General features: G+C 72.4%; 2 protein-coding genes (1 of these 2 cut by a window edge). Both read right to left on the bottom strand.

Annotation, left to right across the window (positions count from 1 at the left end; all coding sequences use genetic code 11):
• Positions 1–6,489, bottom strand: a complete 6,489-nt coding sequence (locus ACGFNU_RS36475) for an SDR family NAD(P)-dependent oxidoreductase (protein WP_392601131.1) — start codon at positions 6,487–6,489, stop codon at positions 1–3.
• Positions 6,489–22,440, bottom strand: the 3' portion of a protein-coding gene (locus tag ACGFNU_RS36470; protein WP_392601130.1) for a type I polyketide synthase. The gene runs 19,004 nt beyond the window's last position; the window shows 15,952 of its 34,956 coding nt (coding positions 19,005–34,956); its start codon lies beyond the right edge, outside the window — the gene reads right to left on this strand; the stop codon is at positions 6,489–6,491. The genes ACGFNU_RS36475 and ACGFNU_RS36470 overlap by 1 nt, the downstream gene beginning before the upstream one ends.

Here is a 22,440-nt window from a genome sequence, read left to right as displayed (position 1 = left end):
TCACCCTTCGTTCAGAGCCAGGTCGACGAGTGCGTTGAGGTCCAGGTCCGCGAGTTCGCCCGTACGGACGTCCGGGTGCGTGTCCGCATGCCTGTCGGCATCGGTGTCCGCATGGGCGTCGGTGTCCGGTGCCGGACGCAGCAGGCCGGAGATGTGCCGGCCCAGCTCACGTGGTGTCGGGTAGCTGAAGACGAGGGTGGACGGCAGGCGCAGCCCGGTCGCGGAGGCCAGGCGGTTGCACAGTTCGACCGAGGTCAGCGAGTCGAAGCCGAGGCGGGTGAACGCCAGGTCCGCGTCGACGGTCGCGCCGGACGGGTGTCCGAGGACGATGGCGGTCTGCGTGCGGACCCAGTCCAGGACGGCCGTCTCCGCCTCACCCTCCGGCAGGGCCGCCAGCCTGGCGGGCAGTCGGGGGTCGCCGCCGTCCCCGGTCGTGCCCGCCCGGCTCCGGCGTGGACGGACACCGTCGGCGACGTCGCGCAGGAGGGGCGGCAACTCGTCGCCGGTCCTGCCGCGCAGCACGGAAAGGTCCAGCCGGGCGGGGATGAGCACGGGCCTGCCGAGCGCCAGCGCCGAGTCGAACAGGGTCAGGGCCTCGGGCACGGGCATCTCCACGACCCCGGCCCGCCTGATCCGCGCGAGGCCGGCCTGGTCCAGGTCCGCGGCCATGCCGCCGCGCCGCTCCCACCAGCCCCAGCAGAGCGACGTGCCGGCCAGCCCGGACGCCCTGCGCCGCGCCGCCAGACCGTCCAGGAACGCGTTCGCCGCGGCGTAGTTCGCCTGCCCTCCGCCGCCGAGCGTGCCCGCCAGAGCGGAGAACTGGACGAACGCCGACAGGGTGCGGTCCCTGGTCAGCTCGTGCAGGTTCACCGCGCCGCCGACCTTGGCGCGCAGCACGCGTTCGAGGCTCTCGGCGGTCAGCGACTCGACCGTGCCGTCGGCCACCACCCCCGCCGCGTGCACGACCGCCGTCAGCGGGTACTCCCCCGGCACGGCTGCGAGCAGGTCCGCCACGGCTGCCCGGTCCGCGACGTCGCACGCCACCACTTTGACGGCCGCGCCCGCCTTCTCCAGGTCCGAGACCAGCTCGGAGACCCCGTCCGCCTCCGTTCCCCGCCGGCTCGCAAGCATGAGGCTCCGCACCCCGTGGCCGGTGACGAGGTGCCGCGCGACCTGCGAGCCCACTGCCCCGGTCCCGCCCGTGACCAGCACGGTCCCGCCGCCGAAGCCGCCACTCACGTCGAGGACCAGCTTGCCGACGTGGCGGCCCTGGCTCATCTCGCGGAACGCCGTGCGCGCGTCGCGGATGTCGCGAACCGTGATCGGGTTCAGGCGCACCCGGCCGTCGGTGAACAGCTCCATGACGTCCCGGGACAGCTCCTGGAGCAGATCCATGCCCGTCGCTCCGAAGACGTCGAAGGCCCGGTAGTCGACCCCCGGGTGACCTGCCGCCACCTGACGGCGGTCGCGGACGTCGGTCTTGCCCATCTCGAGGAAGTCTCCGCCGCCGGGGAGCAGCCTCAGCGAGGCGTCGACGAACGTGTGCGCGAGGGAGTTCAGGACGACGTCCACGCCGCGGCCGCCCGAGGACTCCAGGAACTTGTCCGCGAACTCCAGGTCCCGCGACGACGCCAGGTGCTCGTCGTCCAGTCCCAGCGCGCGCAGGACGGGCCATTTGGCCGGGCTCGCGGTCGCGTAGATCTCGGCGCCGGCGTGCTTCGCCAGTTGAACGGCGGCCATCCCGACCCCGCTCGCCGCGGCGTGGATGAGAATCCGCTGCCCCTTCTCGAGCCTCACCAGACGGAAGAGCGCGTAGTAGGCGGTGAGGAAGGCGGTCGGCACCGACGCCGCCTCGGCGTAGTTCCAGCCGTCGGGGATGGGCGTGAGCAAGCGGTGATCGGTCACGGCCACGCCGCCGAAGGCGCCGGTGAACGCGCCCATCACCCGATCACCCGGCGCGAGGCCGGTGACGTCGTCCGCGACCTCCAACACCATTCCGGCGCCCTCGCTGCCGATCCCGGCGTCGAAGGCCGTCCCGTCCACCAGTCCCAGGGCGATCGTGACGTCCCGGAAGTTGAGCCCGGCGGCCTGTACGGCGATGCGCACCTGCCCGCTGGTCAGGGGCGCTTCCACCGCGGGGCAGGGCACCCAGGTCAGGTTCTCCAAGGTCCCCTTGACCGGGATGCCCAACCGGTGGGCGCCGGCGGCGGGTGGTTCGAGCCGATGGTCCGCGGGTGAGGCGGGTGTCATGCGCGGCACGAGGCACGCTCCGCCGCGCAGTGCCAGCTGGGCCTCACCGACGGCCAGCGCGTCCGGGAGGCGTGCGAGGGACGCCTCCTCGTCATCGACGTCCACCAGCCGGAACCTGCCGGGGTGCTCGGTCTGGGCGGAGCGGATCAGGCCCCACACCGACGCGCCGGGAAGGCTTTCGACGCCCTCTCCTCCGCCGGTGTCGAGGGCCAGGCGGGTGAGAACCACCAGCGTGGAATCGGCGAGCCGCTCCTCGGCGAGGAACCGCTGAGCCCAGCCCAGAATGCGTGTGTCAGCGCTGACGACCTCGGCGAGCAGGTCAGAGCCGGCGGGGACGAAGTCGTCCAGGCAGAGGACGATGTGCTGGGGTGCCTTGCCCGTGAGGACCTCGTCCATGGACTCGTAGAACGGGACGTCCTCGTCGCCTGGCTTGGAGAGCCGGGAGGCCAGGCCGTTCTTCGTACCGAGGACGCCCCATTGCCCGCCGCAGGTCTCCGGCTTGCTCTGCTGGAGCGGCCGCCATTGCAGCTCGAACAGCGATGGCTCATTCCCGCCTCGCGCCGAACGCAGTTGCCCGGCATTGACCGGCCGGAACGTCAGCGCCCCGATATGGGCGATCTCGCGGCCGTGCTCGTCGGCGATCGTCACGGACACGGCGCCCTCGCCGGCCGGGGTGATCCGGACCTTCACGCTCAGGCCGCGCCCTCCGGTCAGCTCCACGCCTGACCACGAGAAGGGCACCCAGCCCTGGCCGCCGGCGTCGATGACACCGCCGATCGCCACCGCGTGCAGCGCCGAGTCGATCAGCGCCGGATGCAGCGGGAACTCACCGCCGGACGGGCCGTCGTCGATCGCCGGCAGCGTGGCCAGCGCGTAAAGATCATCACCGTGCCGCCACACTTCGCGTAGCCCGCGGAAGACCGGACCGTAGTCGAAACCGACGTCCGCGAGGCTCTCGTAGAGATCGTCGATGTCGAGCCGCCGTGCCCCGGCCGGCGGCCACACGGCAAGTGATCGCACGTCATCGTCGCGTGCGCCCGCCTGCTGCGTGCTCGGTGCCAGGCTCCCCGTCGCGTGCCGGGCCCAGCCACCCACCGCCCGGCCGTCTTCGCCGGGACGCGAGTACACGTCCAGGGAGCGGCGGCCCGTCTCGTCCACCGCACCGGCGACGATCCGCACCTGCACGCCGCCCGAGCCGGGAAGGATCAGCGGGACTTCCAGGGAGAGTTCCTCGACCGCGGCGCACCCGACGAGGTCGCCCGCCCACAGTGCCAGGTCCAGGTAGGCCGTCGCCGGTACGACGACCGCGCCGAACACGGCGTGATCGGCCAGCCAGCCGTGGGTCCGCAGCGACCACAGGCCGGTGAAGACCACCTCGCCGGTGCCGGGATGGTCCACGACGGCGCCCAGCAGCGGGTGCTCCGGAGCCGAGAGCCCGGCGGAGGCCACGTCCGCCGTGCCCGTCCCGGCCGAGGAGTCGAGCCAGTACCGGTGCCGCTCGAACGCGTACGTCGGGAGGTCCACGCGCCGGCGCGCCCCGATCAGGGCGTTCCAGTCCACGACGCCGCCCCGCACGTGCAACTGGGCCAGCGAGCCGACCAGCGCCTCCACCGCCCCGCGGTCGCGCCGCGACGACGACAGGACCAGCGCGTCGTCCACGCCCTCATCGGCGAAGGCTTCTCTGGTGATGCTCGCGAGTGCCGATCCCGGGCCCACTTCGAGGAAGACGCGCGCACCGGCGGCGCGGGCGTGCTCTACCGCGTCGAAGAAGCGAACGGGTTCGCGGACGTGGTGCACCCAGTGCTCGGCGGACGTCAGCTCCTGGAGCGTGGCCTCGCGGCCCAGCCTGGTCGAGACGACCGGGATCGCCATCTCGCCCGCGCGGAGCGTGCCGATGGAGCCCGCGAACTCGTCCAGGATCGGGTCCATGAGCGGAGAGTGGAACGCGTGGCCGACCTCGAGCGGCTTCGCCGACGTGCCGTCGCCGGCGAGCCGTTCGCGGAGCTCGTGGACCTCGTCGCCGGCGCCCGAGATCACGACCGAGTCCGGGCCGTTGACGGCGGCGATCCCGACGCGGCCGTACGGGCCGAGCAGCGCCCTCACCTCGTCTTCCGAGGCCCGGACCGCCAGCATGGCGCCCGGCTCGGCGACCGTCTGCATGACCCGGCCGCGAGCGGCCACGAGCCTGGTCGCGGAGTCCAGGTCGATGGCTCCGGACACGTGGGCGGCCGCGATCTCGCCGACCGAGTGGCCGATCAGGTGGTCCGGCCGCGGGAAGTACCGCGTCACGAGTCGATACAGGCCGACTTGGAGTGCGAACAACGCCGGCTGCGCGACATCCGTCCGCTCGCGTTCCGCAGGTTCATCGGCGAGCAACAGGGACGTCAACGAAAAGGGGAGGTGCGCGTCGAAGCGTTCGCAGACCTCGTCGAGGCTCTGCGCGAAGACGGGGAAGGCGTCGTAGAGCTGCCGCGCCACACCGGCCCACCGCGCCCCCTGCCCCGGGAACATGAAGACGGAACCACCGAGTTTTCCGGCGACGCCACGCACCGTCCCGGCCGTCTCCACGCCGCCCCTCACCGACGCCAGACCGCTCAGCAACTCGTCCCGGTCGCGCCCCAGCACCACCGCGCGATGCTCAAGCCGCGCCCGGCTCGAAGCCAGCGACCAGCCGACATCGGCGAGGTCCAAGCCCGCGTCGGCGGCGGCGAAGTCGCGCAGCTTCTCCGCCTGGGCCCGCAGCGCCTCCTCCGACCGCGCCGACACGATCCACGGGACCAGCCCGCCGGCACCGGCCGGCACGTGATCGGCAGTGCCCGGCGTGGTCTCGGGCGCGGTCTCCTCCTCGGGCGCCTCCTCAAGGATCAGGTGCGCGTTGGTGCCGCTCACGCCGAACGACGACACGCCCGCCCGCCGCGGCCGGCCGCCGGTCTCCGGCCAGGGCCGCGCCTCCGCGAGCGGCTCCACCGCGCCCGCCGACCAGTTCACATGCGGCGTCGGCTCGTCCAGATGCAGCGACCTCGGCAGGGTGCCGTGCCGCATGGCCATGACCATCTTGATGACGCCCGCCGCGCCCGCCGCGCACTGCGTGTGGCCGATGTTCGACTTCACCGACCCCAGCCACAGCGGCCGGTCCCCGGGCCGGTCCTTGCCGTAGGTGGCCAGCAGCGCCTGCGCCTCGATCGGGTCGCCCAGAGTCGTGCCCGTGCCGTGCGCCTCGACGGCGTCCACCTGGTCCGCCGTCAGCCGCGCGTTCGCCAGGGCCCGGCGGATGAGGCGCTGCTGGGACGGGCCGTTGGGGGCGGTGAGGCCGTTGCTGGCACCGTCCTGGTTGACGGCCGAGCCGCGCACGACCGCCAGCACCCGGTGGCCGTTCTTCCGCGCGTCGGAGAGGCGTTCGAGCAGCAGCAGGCCCACGCCCTCGCCCCAGGCCGTGCCGTCGGCGGCGGCCGCGAACGGCTTGCACCGGCCGTCCGGGGCCAGCCCGCGCTGGCGGCTGAACTCGACGAACACGCCGGGCATCGGCATGACCGTCACGCCGCCCGCCAGGGCCAGCGAGCACTCCCCGTTGCGCAGCGACTGGGCCGCCATGTGCAGCGTCACCAGCGACGACGAGCACGCCGTGTCGATGGTGGCGGCCGGTCCCTCCAGCCCCCACACGTAGGAGACGCGCCCGGCGGCGATCGCGGTCGAGGTGCCCGCCCCGAGGTACCCTTCGAGCGCTTCGGGCGACTCGTGCATCCGCGCCGCCCCGTACTCCTGGTGCGCGATCCCCACGAAGACGCCCGTACGGCTGCCGCGCAGCGTCGCCGGGTCGATGCCCGCCCGCTCGAACGCCTCCCACGAGGTCTCCAGCAGCAGCCGCTGCTGCGGTTCCATCGCCGTCGCCTCGCGCGGGCTGATCTCGAAGAAGCCCGGGTCGAACTCGTCGGCGTCGTACAGGAAGCCGCCCTCGCGCACGTACGACTTACCGTAAGCGCCCGGCTCCGGCGCGTACAGCCCGTCGAGGTCCCAGCCGCGGTCGCCCGGGAAGCCGGAGATCGCGTCCCGTTCGGCGGCGACCAGGTCCCACAGGTCCTCCGGCGAGCGCACGCCGCCCGGATAGCGGCAGCTCATGCCGACGATCGCGATCGGCTCGCGCGTCGCCGCGGACAGTTCGGCGTTCACGCGGCGAAGCCGTTCGGTCTCCTTGAGAGATGCGCGCAACGCCTCGACAACGGCATCATTCGATTCGGCCATCATGAACTCCGCATCTCGTCAGGGACGTCGTTCTCCATCGCCATGCGCACCAGGTCGTCCACGCCCATCTCGTCCAGCGACGGCCCGTCGCCGTTCCGCGGCGCGTGACCCCCGCCGTTGGTCTCGGCGCCGCCGGCCGCCGGGCCACCGGCCAGGCTCAGCAGCGACTCCAGCAGCCCCGCCTCGCGCAGCCGCGCCGGCGGAATCGACAGCAGCAGATCCCGCACCTCGGCGTCGTCCGCGGCCGCCGCCGCCCCGCCAGCGGCGGCACCAGGGCCGCCGCCTCGGGCCATCCGCTCCGGGAAGAGCTCCTCCCGCAGGTACCGCGCCGCGGCGACCGGCGTCGGATAGTCGAACAGCAGCGTGGCCGGCAGCGGCAGCCCGGTCACGCGCCACAGCCGGTTCCGCAGCTCCACGGCGGTCAGCGAGTCGAAACCGGCCAGGCTGAACGCGCGCTCGGCGCCGATCGCGTCCGGCCCGTCCAGGCCGAGGACCGCCGCCGCGTGCGCGCTGACGGTCTCCAGCAGGGCGTCGTCCAGCCTGCCGTCCGGCAGCTCCCTCAGCCGGGCGACGAGGTCGCCCTCCGACGCGCCGTTGGTGTGACCGGCCGCAGAGGGCTCCGCCGTGAGCGAGGCGACGTCGGGGAGATCGGCGATGAGCCGGCTGGGACGGGCCGCGGTGAACGCGGGCACGAAGTCGGCCCACTCCACCTGAGCCACCGTCACCTGCGTCTCCTCCCGGCTCAGCGAGGCGACCAGCGCCGCCACCGCCGTGTCGGGAGCCATCGGCGGCAGCCCCTGCCTGCGCAGGCGATCCGCCACCTTGCCGGTCACCAGGCCGCCGCCGCCCCATGACCCCCAGGCCACGGCGGTCGCGGGCAACCCGGCCGCCCGCCGCAGCTGGGCCAGCGCGTCGAGGAAGGCGTTGGCGGCGGCGTACCCGCCCTGCCCGCCGCTGCCGAAGACTCCGGCGGCCGAGGAGAAGAGCACGAACGCGTCCAGCTCCAGGTCGGCGGTGAGCTCGTGCAGCACCGTGGCGGCGGCCACCTTGGGCCGGAGAACCTGTTCCAGTCGCTCCGCCGTGAGGGACTCCACCAACCCGTCCGCGAGCACCGCGGCGCCGTGGAACACGGCGGTCAGCGGGTGCTCCCGCGGAACCGACGCCAGCAGCTCCCGCAGCCCGTCCCGGTCGGCGACGTCGAGCGCGGCCACGGTCACGCGCGATCCGAGTCCCGTCAGCTCCGCCGCCAGCTCAGCGATGCCGGGCGTCTTGTCGCCGCGCCTGCCGACCAGCAGAAGGTGCGGCGCTCCGGCCCGGGCCAGCCAGCGGCAGACGTGCGAGCCGACCTCGCCCGCACCGCCCGTCACCAGCACGGTTCCCCGTGGACGCCAGTCCCGCTCGGGCGCGTCACCCAGCGGAGCCCGCGCCAGCCGCCGGCCGAACGCTCCCGAGGCGCGTACCGCCACCTGGTCTTCGCCATGGCCCGCGCCTGCGCGGTCCACTTCGTCAACGCCGGCGAGGACGGCGCACAGCAACTCCGCGGCGCGCCCGTCCAGCCGGGCGGGCACGTCCACGAGCCCGCCCCATCGCTGCGGCCGTTCCAAGGCCACGACCTGGCCAAGGCCCCAGATCTGGGCCTGCAACGGGTTGGCGACGGCGTCGGCGTTCCCCGTGGACACCGCCTCGCGCGTCAGGCACCACAGGCGTGCCTCGACGCCCGCGTCCTCCAGCGCCTGCACCAGGGCGACCGTGCCCGCGAGGCCATCGGAGACCGGCTCGTGCGCGGCGCCCAGACCGTCGTCGACGAGCGCGGCGAGGGACAGCACTCCGGTGAGCCGGTCCGGGGCCTCGTCCTCGGCGAGCACGGTGGCGAGCTGCCGGGCGAGCGCGGCGCGGTCCCGCAGGTCGGCCGGTGCGACGTCCAGCCGGACCACCCGGGCACGGCGCCACCGCAGCGCGTCGAGCACCGTCTCCACCGCGGGGTCCGGGGCGGCCGTCTCGGGAACGACCACCAGCCAGGCGCTCCCGTCCAGCCTCTGGTTCGCCCCGGCCCCGATGCCGGGCAGCGGCTTCCACGTCGCCTGGTAGCGCCAGCTCTCCAGTGCCGCACGGTCCAGTTGGCGCCGCCGCCAGGACGACATGGCGGACAGCACGGCCGGAAGTGCGGAATCCACGGCGTCGCGCTCACCCCCCGCGTCTCCCAGCTCCAGCGTGCTGATCAGCGAGTCCAGGTCCTCCCGGTCTACGGCGTCCCAGAACTCGGCCTCGACCGGGCCCGCCGAGCCGTTGGCCGCGCGGTCGGTGCTCGCTTGGGCGGCGTCCAGCAGCCAGTAGTGCCGGTGCTGGAAGGGGTAGGTGGGCAGGTCGAGGTGGGTGGGCCGGGTGGCGGGATAGAAGCTCGTCCAGTCGGCGGTGGTGTGGGTGTGGGTGGTGGCCAGGGAGGTCAGCACGCGCTGCCAGGTGTCGTCGTCGCGGCGCAGGGTGCCGGTGATGGCGACATCGCTGGTGTTTCCGTGGTCTTCGGTCGTCTCCTGCAGCGCGCTGGTGAGGACGGGGTGAGGGCTGGCCTCGATGAACAGCGTGTGGCCGTCGTCCAGCAGGGCGCGGGTGGCGGCTTGGAAGTCGACGGTGGCGGCCAGGTTGTCGTACCAGTACTGGGCGTCCATGACTGTGGTGTCGGCGAGCGGCTCGCCGAGGTAGCCGGTGACGGTGGAGTAGAACGCCACGGTGGCCGGTTGGGGGTCGATGGGCGCCAGCTGCTCCAGGAGCTGGTCCTGCAGTGCCTTCACCTGCGCGGAGTGGGCGGCGAAGTCCACGCCTGGCACCTGCCAGCGCATCATCCCGGCCTCGGAGAGGGCGGTGTTGAATTCGGCCATCGCGGTCGCTGAACCCGACACCGTGACAGTGGCCGGACCGTTCACCGCGGCCACCGCCAGGTCACCGTGCCCGGCCGCCAGCATCGCCCGCACTCGCTCCTCAGGAGCCAGCACGGTCAGCATCCTGCCGAACCCGCAGATCTCCATCAGGGCCTGACTGCGCAGCGCGACGAGACGCGCAGAGTCCTCCAGGGAGAGGACCCCGGCGATGTGGGCGGCGGCGATCTCACCTTGAGAGTGGCCGACCACCGCGTCCGGGGTGATCCCGAGGTGATCCCACATGCGGGCCAGAGAGATCATCATCGCCCACAGGGCGGGCTGCACCACATCCACCCGCTCCAGGCCGGGAGCCCCGGGTGCTTGGGTGAGGACATCGATGAGGTTCCAGCCGGTGAACGGCTCCAACGCCTCCGCGCAAGCCGTCAGCTGCTCGGCGAACACCGGCGAAGTGCGCATCAGCTCCACACCCATGCCGACCCACTGCGACCCCTGCCCGGGGAAGACGAACACCGTCTTTCCGGGCTGAGCGGGCACCGTGCCGGTCACCACACGCGCAGAGGGCTCACCGCCGGCCAACGCCGCCAAGCCACTTCGGAAGTCGGCGGGCTCCCGGCCGATCACCACCGCCCGGTGATCGAAGATCGAACGGCTCGCCGTCAGCGCGTGACCGATCTCGGCAGGCGTCGCGTCCGGGTGGCTGTCGAGATGATCCAGCAGCCGCCGCGCCTGCTCGGCGAGCGCCGTCTCCGACTTCGCCGACACCAGCCACGGCAACGTCCCGTCCGTGGCCACCACCGGCTCCGGCATGTCCTGATCGGTGGGGCTCTCGGCCTCCGGGGCCTGCTCCACGATGACGTGGACGTTGGTGCCGCTGACGCCGAACGAGGACACACCCGCACGGCGCGGACGACCCGTCTCCGGCCACGACCGCTCCTCGGTCAGCAACTCGACAGCGCCGGACTCCCAATCGATGTGCGGCGAAGGAGCGTCAACGTGCAGCGTCCTGGGCAGCACACCGTTCCGCATGGCCATAATCATCTTGATCACGCCGCCCACACCCGCCGCGGCCTGCGTGTGCCCGATATTCGACTTCAGCGACCCCAGCCACAACGGCCGGTCCTGCGGTCGTCCTTGGCCATAGGTGGCGATCAGCGCTTGGGCCTCGATCGGGTCACCCAGCGTGGTGCCCGTGCCATGCCCCTCCACCACGTCGACCTCGTCCGGCGTCAGACGGGCGTTGGCCAGGGCCTGCCGGATCACCCGCTCCTGCGAAGGCCCGTTGGGAGCGGTCAGGCCGTTGGACGCACCGTCCTGGTTGACCGCCGAGCCACGCACGACCGCCAGCACCGGGTGGCCGTTCTTCCGCGCGTCGGAGAGACGTTCGAGCAGCAGCAGGCCCACGCCCTCGCCCCAGCCGGCGCCGTCGGCGGCGGCCGCGAAGGACTTGCATCGTCCGTCGGCGGCAAGCCCGCGCTGCTTGCTGATTTCGGTGAAGACACCAGGTGTTGCCAGGACGGTGACGCCACCGGCCAGAGCAAGGGAGCACTCCCCCTGCCGTAGCGCCTGGGCGGCCAGGTGCAGGGCCACCAGAGAGGACGAGCAGGCGGTGTCGACCGTCACCGCCGGCCCCTCCAACCCGAAGGTGTAGGCGACACGACCCGACGCGACGCTGCCCGCGCTCCCGTTGCCTAGGTATCCCTCAAGGTCTTCCGGGACGGAGTTGAGACGGCTGGCGTAGTCGCCGTACATGACGCCCGCGAAGACGCCGGTGGGGGTGGCCTGGAGGGCGGTGGGGTCGATCCCGGCGCGTTCGATGGTCTCCCAGGCGACCTCCAGCAGCAGCCGTTGCTGGGGGTCCATGGCGAGGGCTTCCCGGGGGTTGATGCCGAAGAAGGCGGGGTCGAAGGTGTCTGCGTCGTAGAGGAATGCGCCGTGGCGCGTGTACGTCTTGCCCGGCTTTCCGGGCTCAGGGTCATACAGCGCCTCGACGTCCCAGCCACGAGTACTCGGGAACTCCGCGACGGCATCCGTCCCGCCCGCCACCAGGTTCCACAAGTCCTCCGCCGAGTGCGCGCCGCCCGGGTACCGGCAGCCGATGCCGACGATGGCGATGGGCTCGTCGGCGGCGATGGGCGTGACCGTCGCGGCCGGGGCAGGGGTGGGTGCGTGGGCGGTCGAGACGAGGGCGGCGCGGAGATGGGTGGTCAGGCGGTGCGGGGTGGGGTGATCGAAGATCAGTGTCGCGGGGAGACGCAGGCCGGTGGCGGCGTTGAGGCGGTTGCGAAGCTCGACCGCGGTCAGCGAGTCGAACCCGAGGTCGCCGAACGCCCGGTCGAGGTTGATGGCGTCGGACGTCGCGTGCCCAAGGACGGCGGCGACGTGGGTGCGGACAAGGCTGGCGAGAGTGTCCTCGGCCTCCTCGGCGGAGAGGTGGGCCAGGCGATCGCGGAGGGTGACGCCGTCGGCCGCCGTAGCGGCCGCGGTGGCCTTGCGGACGGGAACGCGCACCAGTCCCTGGAGGACGGCGGGAAGAGTGCCGTTCTCCAGGAGGGGACGAAGCGGGGCGGTTTCGATCTTGGCAGGGGCCAGGCACGTGGTGCCCGCGACGCGGGCGGCCTCGAACAGCGCCAGCCCCTCGTCCGCCGTGATGGGCTTGATGCCGAGGCGAGCCATGCGGGCCAGATGCGTGTCGTCCAGGTGGCCGGTCATGCCGCTGCTGTCTGACCACAGCCCCCACGCCAGGGAGGTGGCGGCCAGTCCCTCAGCGCGTCGTCGCTGGGCCAGTGCGTCGAGGAAGACGTTGGCCGCCGCGTAGTTGCCCTGGCCTGGATTGCCCAGAGCACCGGCCATCGAGGAGAACAAGACGAACTCGGCGAGGTCCGCCCCGCGGGTGAGCTCGTGCAGATGCCAAGCGGCGTCGACCTTGGGACGGAACACCGTGTTCACGCGCTCTGCCGTCAAGGACGTGATGATTCCGTCGTCCAGCACACCGGCGGCGTGCACCACAGCGGTGAGGGGATGTTCGTCGGGGATCTCCGCCAGAAGTCCGGCGAGGGCGTCGCGGTCGGCGGTGTCGCAGGCGGCGATGGTGACCTTCGCGCCCAGTTCGGCCAGCTCAGCGGCCAGCTCGGGCGCGCCCGGAGCGTCCATGCCGCGTCGGCTGGTCAGCAGCAGATGACCGGCCTGCCGAGCCGTCGCGTAATGGCGCGCGAACAACGCGCCCAGCGTGCCCGTGCCGCCGGTGATCAGGACCGTGCCGCCCACAGCAGGCTCCGGCGCAGTGGCGTCGCCTGGCACGGACTCCCGCACCAGCCGGGGAACGTAAAGCTGCTGCTGGTCGCCGCCACGGACAGCGATCTGCGGCTCGTCGCCTGCCAACGCCGCACGCACCAAATCAGCCGAGGCGGCGTCCTCGTCCTCCACATCGAGCAGGACGAAACGGCCCGGGTTCTCGCTTTGAGCCGAACGGAGCAAACCCCACACGGCGGCGTCCACGAGATTCGGCGACTCGGTATCGGCGTCGACCACGACCGCTCGCCGGGTGACCACCACCAACCGGCCATCGGCCGATCGCTCCTCAGCCAGCCAGGACTGCGCCAAATCCAACACATGCTGAACAGCCTCACGCGCGGCGCCGGGAACATCCTCAGGCGAGCCGGAATGCTCCAGCAGGCCGGTATCGATCACCACGTCTGGAACGGCTGTGGTGTCATCCGGCAACGACGCGTCCGACACGGGCGTCCAGGCCAAACGGAACAGGTGGTCGTCTCCTGCCCCTGCGACAGCCTCCGCCAGTTGCTCGACGGCGATCGGCCGCACGGCGAGCGACGCCACCTCGGCGACCGGCCGCCCAGCGGGGTCGGCGAGCCTGACGTGTAGCGCGCCCGCGTCAACCGGGGTGATCTGGACGCGCAGTGCGCGTGCTCCCACGGCGTGAAGCCGGACGTTCGACCATGCGAACGGAAGATGTACCTGGTCCGGGTCCTGTCCGGGCCCAGTGGCGATGATCGGGTGGAGCGCGGCGTCCAGGAGGGCGGGATGGATGCCGTAGCGGCCGGCATCGGTGGTGTCGTCGGCGGGGAGGGCGACCTCGGCGTAGAGGGTCTCGCCGTGGCGCCAGACCGCGGTCAACCCCTCGAAGGCGGGGCCGTAGCGGTAGCCGCGATCAGCGAGGTGATCGTAGAGGCTGTCGACGGGCAGCGCGGTGGCACCGGCCGGTGGCCATGCCGCCAGGTCCGCCCACTCGGCCGTGTCCGGCGCGGCGGACGCCTGGGCGAGGATGCCGGTGGCGTGACGGGTCCAGGGCCGGTCGGGGGCGGCGTCGTCGGGCCGGGAGTGGATGGTCAGCGCCCGGCGACCGTCACCGTCGGCCGCCTCCACCTGCACTTGCAGATGGACACCGCCGGCGGACGGGAGTGTGAGGGGCGCTTCGAGCGTGAGGTCTTCGAGGTGCGGAGTGTCGGTGGCCTGACCGGCGTGCAAGGCCAGCTCGATGAACGCCGTGCCGGTCAGGAGGGGCGTGTCGTGGACAGAATGGTCGGCCAGCCAGGGGTGGCTGCGCAGCGACAGGCGTCCGGTGAACACGTGGCCGTCGCCGTCCGCGAGGGCGACGGCGGCACGCAGCAGGCCGTGGTCGGCGGCGTGCAGGCCCATGGTGCGGGGGTCGTTGCCCGCGGTGGTGTGCCGGACCCAGTAGTGCTGGTGTTCGAAGGGGTAGGTAGGCAGGTCGAGGTGGGTGGGCCGCGTGGCTGGGTAGAAGCCCGACCAGTCGGCGGTGGTGTGAGTGTGGGTGGTGGCCAGGGAGGTCAGCACGCGCTGCCAAGTGCCCTCGTCGCGGCGCAGGGTTCCGGTGGCCATGGCCTGCTCGCCCGCCGGGTGGTCTTCGGCGGTTTCCTGCAGGGGATGCGTGAGGACGGGGTGGGGGCTGGCCTCGATGAACAGGGTGTGCCCATCGTCCAGCAGGGCGCGGGTGGCGGCCTGGAAGTCGACGGTCGTGGCCAGGTTGTCGTGCCAGTACTGGGCGTTCATGACCGTCGTGTCGGCCATGGCCCCGCCCACGTGCCCGGCCACCGTGGAGTAGAACGCCACGGTCGCCGGTTGCGGCTCGATGGGTGCCAGCAACTCCAGCAGCCGGTCGTGCAGAGCCTGAACGTGCGAGGAGTGGGAGGCATAGTCGACGGGGATGCGGCGGGCCCGGACGCCCTCGCCCTCGCAGAAGGTCAGCAACTCCTCGACGGCGTCGGTGCCACCGGCGACCACGGTGGCCGACGGTCCGTTGATGGTCGCGACGGCAAGCCGTCCCTCCCACCGGGAGACGAGCACCGAGGCATCGGCCATGGACAGCGGCAGGGAGACCATCCCGCCCCGGCCCGCGATGCGGGTGATGGCGGCAGAGCGCAACGCCACAACGCGGGCCGAGTCCTCCAGGGACAGCACACCGGCTATGTGGGCGGCGGCGATCTCTCCCTGGGAGTGACCGACCACCGCGTCCGGGGTGATCCCGAGGTGCTCCCACAGGCGAGCCAGGGAGATCATCATCGCCCACAGGGCAGGCTGGACCACGTCCACCCGGTCCAAGCCGGGGGCGTCCGGCGCCTCGGTGAGAACGTCGATGAGATTCCAGCCGGTGAACGGTTCCAACGCTGCCGCGCAGGCGGTGAGGTGCTGGGCGAAGACGGGGCTGGTGGCCATCAGCTCCACGCCCATGCCGACCCACTGCGAGCCCTGCCCGGGGAAGACGAAGACGGCCTTGCCGGGCTGGGCGGCCGCCGTGCCGGTGACCAGGTGCGGGGAGGGATCGCCGGCGGCGAGCGCGGCCAGCCCGTCCCTGAGGTCGGCGAGTTCCCGGCCGACCACCACCGCGCGGTGGTCGAAGACCGAGCGGCCCGTCGCCAGCGCGTGACCGATCTGGGCAGGCGTCGCGTCCGGGTGGCTGTCGAGATGATCCAGCAGCCGCCGTGCCTGTTCGGCGAGCGCCGTCTCCGACTTCGCCGACACCGGCCACGGCAGTGTCCCGTCGGTCACCGCCACCGGCTCCGGCGCGTTCTGGTCGGTGGCGTTCTCGCTCTCGGGGGCCTGCTCGACGATCAGGTGCGCGTTGGTGCCGCTGATGCCGAAGGAGGAGATCCCGGCGCGGCGCGGATGCCCGGTGTCCGGCCAGGCCCGGCCCTCGGTCAGCAGCTCGACGGCGCCCGCGGTCCAGTCGACGTGCGGGGTCGGCTCGTCCACGTTCAGTGTCTTGGGCATCACCCCATGGCGCAGGGCCATCACCATCTTGATCACACCGGCCACACCGGCGGCCGCCATCGTGTGCCCGATGTTGGACTTCAGCGACCCCAGCCACAGCGGCCGGTCTTCCGACCGGCCCTGACCATAAGTCGCGATCAGCGCTTGGGCCTCGATCGGGTCGCCCAGCGTGGTGCCGGTCCCGTGTGCCTCGACCAGGTCGATCTCGCCGGCCTCGACCTGGGCGTTGGCCAGGGCCTGGCGGATGACGCGCTCCTGTGCAGGCCCGTTGGGAGCGGTCAGGCCGTTGGACGCGCCGTCCTGGTTGACCGCCGAGCCGCGGATGACCGCCAGCACCTCATGGCCCTCGCGTTGCGCGTCCGAGAGCCGTTCCAGCAGCAGGACGCCGACGCCCTCGCCCCAGCCGGTGCCGTCGGCGGCGGCCGCGAACGCCTTGATCCGCCCGTCCGGTGCCAATCCGCGCTGGCGGCTGAACTCGGTGAACAAACCCGGAGTGGCCATCACCGACACACCACCGGCCACCGCCAATGAGCACTCCCCTTGGCGCAACGCCTGCGTCGCCTGATGCAGCGCCACCAGCGACGACGAACACGCCGTGTCGACGGTGATCGCCGGGCCCTCCAGCCCGAGGAAGTACGCCAGTCGACCTGAGATCACGCTGGCCGACTTGCCGGTCAGCAGGTATCCGTCCAACCCGGCGGCGTCGTGCACTGGCGCGCCGTACTCCTGCGACAGCGCGCCCATGAACACACCGGTCTGGCTGCCGCGCAGCGTGGCCGGGTCGATGCCCGCCCGCTCCAGCGCCTCCCAGGCGGTCTCCAGCAGCAGCCGCTGCTGCGGGTCCATCGCCATCGCCTCACGCGGGCTGATCCCGAAGAATCCGGCGTCGAACGCCGCCGCGTCGTACAGGAAGCCGCCCTCGCGGACGTAGGTCTTGCCCGGCCGGTCGGGGTCAGGGTCGTACAATCCCTCGACGTCCCAGCCACGATCGGTGGGCATCCCCGAGATCGCCTCGGTACCGGACGCGACCAGCTCCCACAATTCCCCAGGCGATCCAACGTCCCCGGGAAGCCGGCATCCGATGCCGACGACGGCCACCGGCTCGTCCAGCGCGGCGGCCATGGCCACGGGCTCGGCGGCGGGTGCCGCTTCGCCCAGCAACTCACCGCGCAGGTGCCTCGCCATCACCGCCGGGGTCGGATAGTCGAAGACCGCCGTCGCCGACAGGCGCAGACCGATCGCCGCAGCCAGACGGTTCCGCAGCTCCACCGCCGACAGCGAATCGAAACCGAGCTCCTTGAACTTGCCGTCGGGCCGGACCGCCTCCGGACTCGCATGCCCCAGCACGGTCGCGGCATGGGCGCGCACCACCTCCAGCAGCTCGCGCTCCGCGTCGGCGGCGGACATCCCGGCGAACCGCCGCCCATCCGCCGACCCGGCCGCCGCGGTCCGCCGGACGGCACGGGGACGCACCAGAGCACCCAGCACCGCGGGCACCGCCCCGGTCCCGCCCTGGGCCAGCCGCGCGGTGTCCAGCCGCGCCGGGACCAGCGTCGGTTCATCGAGTGCCACGGCCGCGTCGAACAGGGCCAGTCCCTCGTCCGACCGCAGGGGCACGACACCGGCCCGCGCGAATCGGGCGAGATCGGCCTGGTCGAGGTCTTCGGTCAGGCCGCTGCGCTGGTCCCAGAAACCCCAGGCCAGCGACTTGGCCGGGAGGCCCTGGGCCTGCCGGTGCTCGGCCAGCGCGTCGAGGTAAAGGTTCGCGGCGGCGTAGTTGCCCTGGCCCGCATTGCCCAGAACGCCCGCCATGGACGAGAAGAGAACGAACTCGGCGAGGCCCATCTCACGGGTCAGCTCGTGCAAGTGCCAGGCGGCGTCGACCTTGGGGCGGAGCACTGTGTCCAGCCGTCCGGGCGTCAACGCGGAAGCCAGGCCGTCGTCCAGCACACCCGCCGTGTGAACGACCGCGGTCAGCGGATGCTCGGCCGGGATCCCCTCCAGCAGGCCCGACAGCGCCTCACGATCGGAGACATCGCATGCCACCACCTCGGCCGTCGCCCCGAGCCCGGCCAGCCGCTCCACCAGCTCCCCGGCGCCGTCGGCCTCAGGCCCGCGTCGGCTGGCCAGCAGCAGCCGCCGCACCCCGTATTCGGTCACCAGATGCCGGGCCAGCAGCCCGCCCAGCGTGCCCGTGCCGCCGGTGATCAGCACCGTGCCCTCCGGCTTCCACACAGGCGGCATGGTGAGCACGATCTTTCCGACGTGCTTGGCCTGGCTCATGTAGCGGAAGGCCTCGGCCGCCCGCCGGATGTCGTAGGAGCGGACGGGCAGCGGCTGGAGCACCCCGGCCTCGAACAGCTCCACCAGCTCGGCCAGCATCTCGGCCAGCCGGTCCGGGCCGGCCTCCAGCAGGTCGAACGCCCGGTAGCGCACGCCCGCGTGCCGCTCCGCGACCCGCTCCGGGTCGCGGAGGTCGGTCTTGCCCATCTCGATGAAGCGCCCGCCGCGCGGCAGCAGCCGCAGCGACGCGTCCACCAGCTCGCCGCTGAGCGAGTCGAGAACGACGTCCATCCCGGCGCCCCCGGTGGCGGCGGCGAACGACTCCTCGAACTCGGCAGTGCGCGACGACGCGATGTGCTGATCGTCCAGCCCTGCCGCACGCAGCGTGTCCCACTTGCCCTCGCCGGCGGTGCCGTAGACCTCGGCGCCCAGATGGCGGGCGAGGCGCACGGCGGCCATGCCCACACCACCGGCCGCGGCATGGACGAGGACCTTCTCGCCCGCCTTGAGCCCGGCCAGGTCCACCAGCGCGTACATCGCGGTCAGGAACACCGTGGCCGCGGAGGCGGCCTGCTCGAAGGTCCATCCGGCCGGGACCGGGGCGACGAGCCGGCGGTCGACGACCGCCGTCGGGCCGAAGGAGCCGGGGATCAAACCCATCACCCGGTCGCCGACCGCCAGGCCCTCGACCTCGGACCCGACCTCGACGACGGTGCCCGCGCCCTCGTTGCCCATCGACGCCTCACCCGGGTACATGCCCAGGGCGATGAGCACGTCCCGGAAGTTGAGCCCGGCCGCGCGCACGGCGATCCGGATCTGGTCCGCCTGCAACGGCTCCACGGCGTCGGGGGCCGCCACCAGGGACAGCGCGTCCAGGGTTCCGCTGCTGGTCACGTCCAGCCGCCACGCCGCCTCGCCCCGCGGGGTCGTCAGCCCGCCCGTGGCCCGGACCAGTCGCGGCACCAGGACCTCTCCCCCGCGCACCGCGAACTGCGACTCTCCACAGGCGAGTGCGGCAGGCAGGGCTTGGAGGGAACGCTCCTCGCCGTCAACGTCGGCTAGGACGAAGCGGTCCGGGTTCTCCGTCTGCGCAGAGCGCAGCAGGCCCCAGACCGGAGCCAGGGCGAGACGCGGCTGCTCCGTGTCGCCGGCCGCCACCGCGCCCTGAGTGACCACCACGAGCCGCAGGTCGGCGAGCTGCTCGTCGGCAAGCCACGACCGCACCAAGGACAACGCCTTGAGCAACTCGACACGAGCAGCGGCGGGATCCCCGGAAGTGGCGTCGTCGTCGGGCAGATGGCAGGCCAGCACGAGTTCGGGGCGGACGCCGGATCCGGAGGCGGCAAGCTCGCCGCTGAGCACGGCCAGGTCGGTGTATCGCCGTATCTGTGCGGCGTCCAGAGCGGTGCCCAGTCCGTGTACGTCGTCGCCTAGCAGTGCCCACGGGACGCCCGGGAGCCCGGCGGCGGCGTTCTGCACCGCCCGGCTCACCCATTCCATGCGGAACAGCGAGTCGTGGTGCCCGTCCCGCGTCCCGCCCAGCTTCTCGGGGTCGACGGGACGCGTCGCCAGCGAGCCGACCGACGCGACCAGCGCGCCCTCGCTGTCGGCGACCTCCACCGCGAGGGCGTCACGTCCCGAGGGGGCCAGCCGCACCCGCACGCTCGTGGCGCCGGTCGCGTGCAGCCGCACGTCGGACCACACGAACGGCAGCCTCGGCGGCTCCGGCTCCTGCCCGTTCTCCTGGTCCGGGATGAGCCCGGCGTGCAGGGTCGCGTCCAGCAGCGCGGGGTGAAGACCGAACGCCGCCGCTTCGGCGTGCCGGTCCTCGGGCAGCGCCACCTCGGCGAACACCTCGTCGCCGCGCTTCCACACCGTCCGCAGCCCCTGGAACGCGGGGCCGTACTGGTAGCCGAGGGCCGCCAGTGACGAGTAGGGCTCATCGATCTCCATCGGCTGCGCCCCGGCCGGCGGCCACACCCGCGCGTCCCACGAGGACGGCACCGGGCCGCCTGTGGCGAGCACACCGGTGGCATGGCAGGTCCAGGGCGCAGCCGTCCCCTCGCCGTCGGGCCGGGAGTGGAGGTTCACCGGACGCCGTCCGGCGTCGTCGGACTCCTCCACTTCCACCCGCAGTTGGACGCCGCCTGTCGCGGGCAGGACGAGCGGTGCCTGCAGGGTGAGTTCCTCAAGGTGGTCGCAGCCCACCTCGTCACCCGCGCGCAGCGCCATCTCGACGAAGGCCGTGCCGGGCAGCAGAACCGTGTCCGAGACCGCGTGATCGACCAGCCAGCCATGGGTCTGCAACGACAACCGCCCGGTCAGCACGGTGACATCGCTCCCGGCGAGTTCCACCACCGCACCGAGCAGTGGATGTTCGACCGCCGCCTGCCCGGCCGCCGCCGCGTCCCCCGCGCTCTCAAGTGTCTCCAGCCAGTAGTGCTGGTGCTCGAAGGGGTAGGTGGGCAGGTCGAGGCGGGCCGGCCGGGTGGCGGGATAGAAGCCCGGCCAGTGCGGGGTGGCGTGGGTGTGTGCGGCGGCGAGGGAGGTCAGCAGGCGTTGCCAGGTGTCGTCGTCGCGGCGCAGGGTGCCGGTGATGGCGACGTCGCCGGTGTCTCCGTGGTCTTCGGCGGTCTCCTGAAGGGGGTGGATGAGGACGGGGTGGGGACTGGCCTCGATGAACAGCGTGTGGCCGTCGTCCAGCAGGGCGCGGGTGGTCGCCTCGAACGCCACGGTGGTACGCAGGTTCTCGTACCAGTACACCGCTCCCATCGCCGTCGTGTCGCTCATCACGCCGTCGGCGTGGCCGGCCACCGTCGAGTAGAACGCGACCTCTGCTTCCCGCGGGCGCACCGGGGCCAGCAGCTCCAGGAGCCGGTCGTGGAGCGCCTCCACGTGCGGGGAGTGGGAGGCGTAGTCCACCGGGATCTTGCGGGCGCGGATGTCCTCGCCCTCGCAGTGAGCGACGACCTCCGCCAGCGCGTCGGCATCACCGGCGACCACCGTGGCCGACGGGCCGTTGACCGCGGCGACGGCCACCCGCCCCTTCCACCTGGCGATGAGGGCCTCGGCGTCCGCCGCGGCGAGGGGCAAGGACACCATGCCGCCCCGCCCGGCGATGTGGCTGATGGCTTGAGAACGCAACGCCACGATGCGAGCGGAGTCCTCCAGCGAGAGAATCCCGGCGATATGGGCGGCGGCGATCTCGCCCTGGGAGTGGCCGACCACCGCGTCGGGGGTAATGCCCAGGTGCTCCCACATGCGAGCCAGCGAAATCATCATCGCCCACAGTGCGGGCTGCACCACATCGACCCGGTCCAGGCCGGGAGCGTCGGGTGCTTGGGTGAGGACATCGATGAGGTTCCAGCCGGTGAACGGCTCCAACGCCTCCGCGCAAGCCGTCAGCTGCTCGGCGAACACCGGCGAAGTGCGCATCAGCTCCACACCCATGCCGACCCACTGCGACCCCTGCCCGGGGAAGACGAACACCGTCCTGCCAGGCTGGGCGGCCGCCGTGCCGGTCACCACGACAGCGGACGGCTCACCGGCGGCCAGCGCGGCCAGCCCACCATGGAAATCGGCCAGATCCCTGCCGACCACGACCGCCCGGTGATCGAAGATCGAACGGCTCGCCGTCAGCGCGTGACCGATCTCGGCAGGCGTCGCGTCCGGGTGGCTGTCGAGATGATCCAGCAGCCGCCGCGCCTGCTCGGCGAGCGCCGTCTCCGACTTCGCCGACACCAGCCACGGCAACGTTCCGTCCGTCACCATCGCGGGGGCCGGATCCGGCGCATCCCGGACAGGAACGTCCTCATCCTCCGGGGCCTGTTCCAGCACCATGTGAGCGTTGGTGCCACTGATGCCGAACGACGAAATGCCGGCGCGTCGCGGACGGTCGATCTCGGGCCAAGCGCGGTTCTCGGTCAGTACCTCCACCGCGCCCGCGGTCCAGTCGACGTGCGGGGTCGGCTCGTCCACGTGCAGCGTGCGCGGCAACACCCCGTGCCGCAGGGCCATCACCATCTTGATCACACCGGCCACACCGGCCGCCGCCATCGTGTGCCCGATGTTGGACTTCAACGACCCCAGCCACAACGGCCGGTCTTCGGGACGGTCCTGACCATAGGTCGCCAGCAGCGCTTGGGCCTCGATCGGGTCACCCAGCGTGGTACCCGTGCCATGCCCCTCGACCGCATCGACCTCGTCCGGCGTGAGACGGGCGTTGGCCAGGGCCTGCCGGATCACCCGCTCCTGCGAAGGCCCGTTGGGAGCGGTCAGGCCGTTGGACGCACCGTCCTGGTTGACCGCCGAGCCACGCACAACCGCCAGCACCGGGTGGCCGTTCTTCCGCGCGTCCGACAACCGTTCCAGCAGCAGGACGCCGACACCCTCGCCCCATCCCGTGCCGTCGGCGGCGGCCGCGAACGCCTTGATCCGCCCGTCGGGCGCCAGCCCGCGCTGGCGGCTGAACTCGGTGAACAAACCCGGAGTGGCCATCACCGACACACCACCGGCCACAGCGAGGGAGCACTCCCCCTGGCGCAGG

Source organism: Spirillospora sp. NPDC048911 (assembly GCF_043198015.1).
Classification (GTDB): domain Bacteria; phylum Actinomycetota; class Actinomycetes; order Streptosporangiales; family Streptosporangiaceae; genus Spirillospora.
This window is presented reverse-complemented; position numbering and strand designations above follow the sequence as displayed.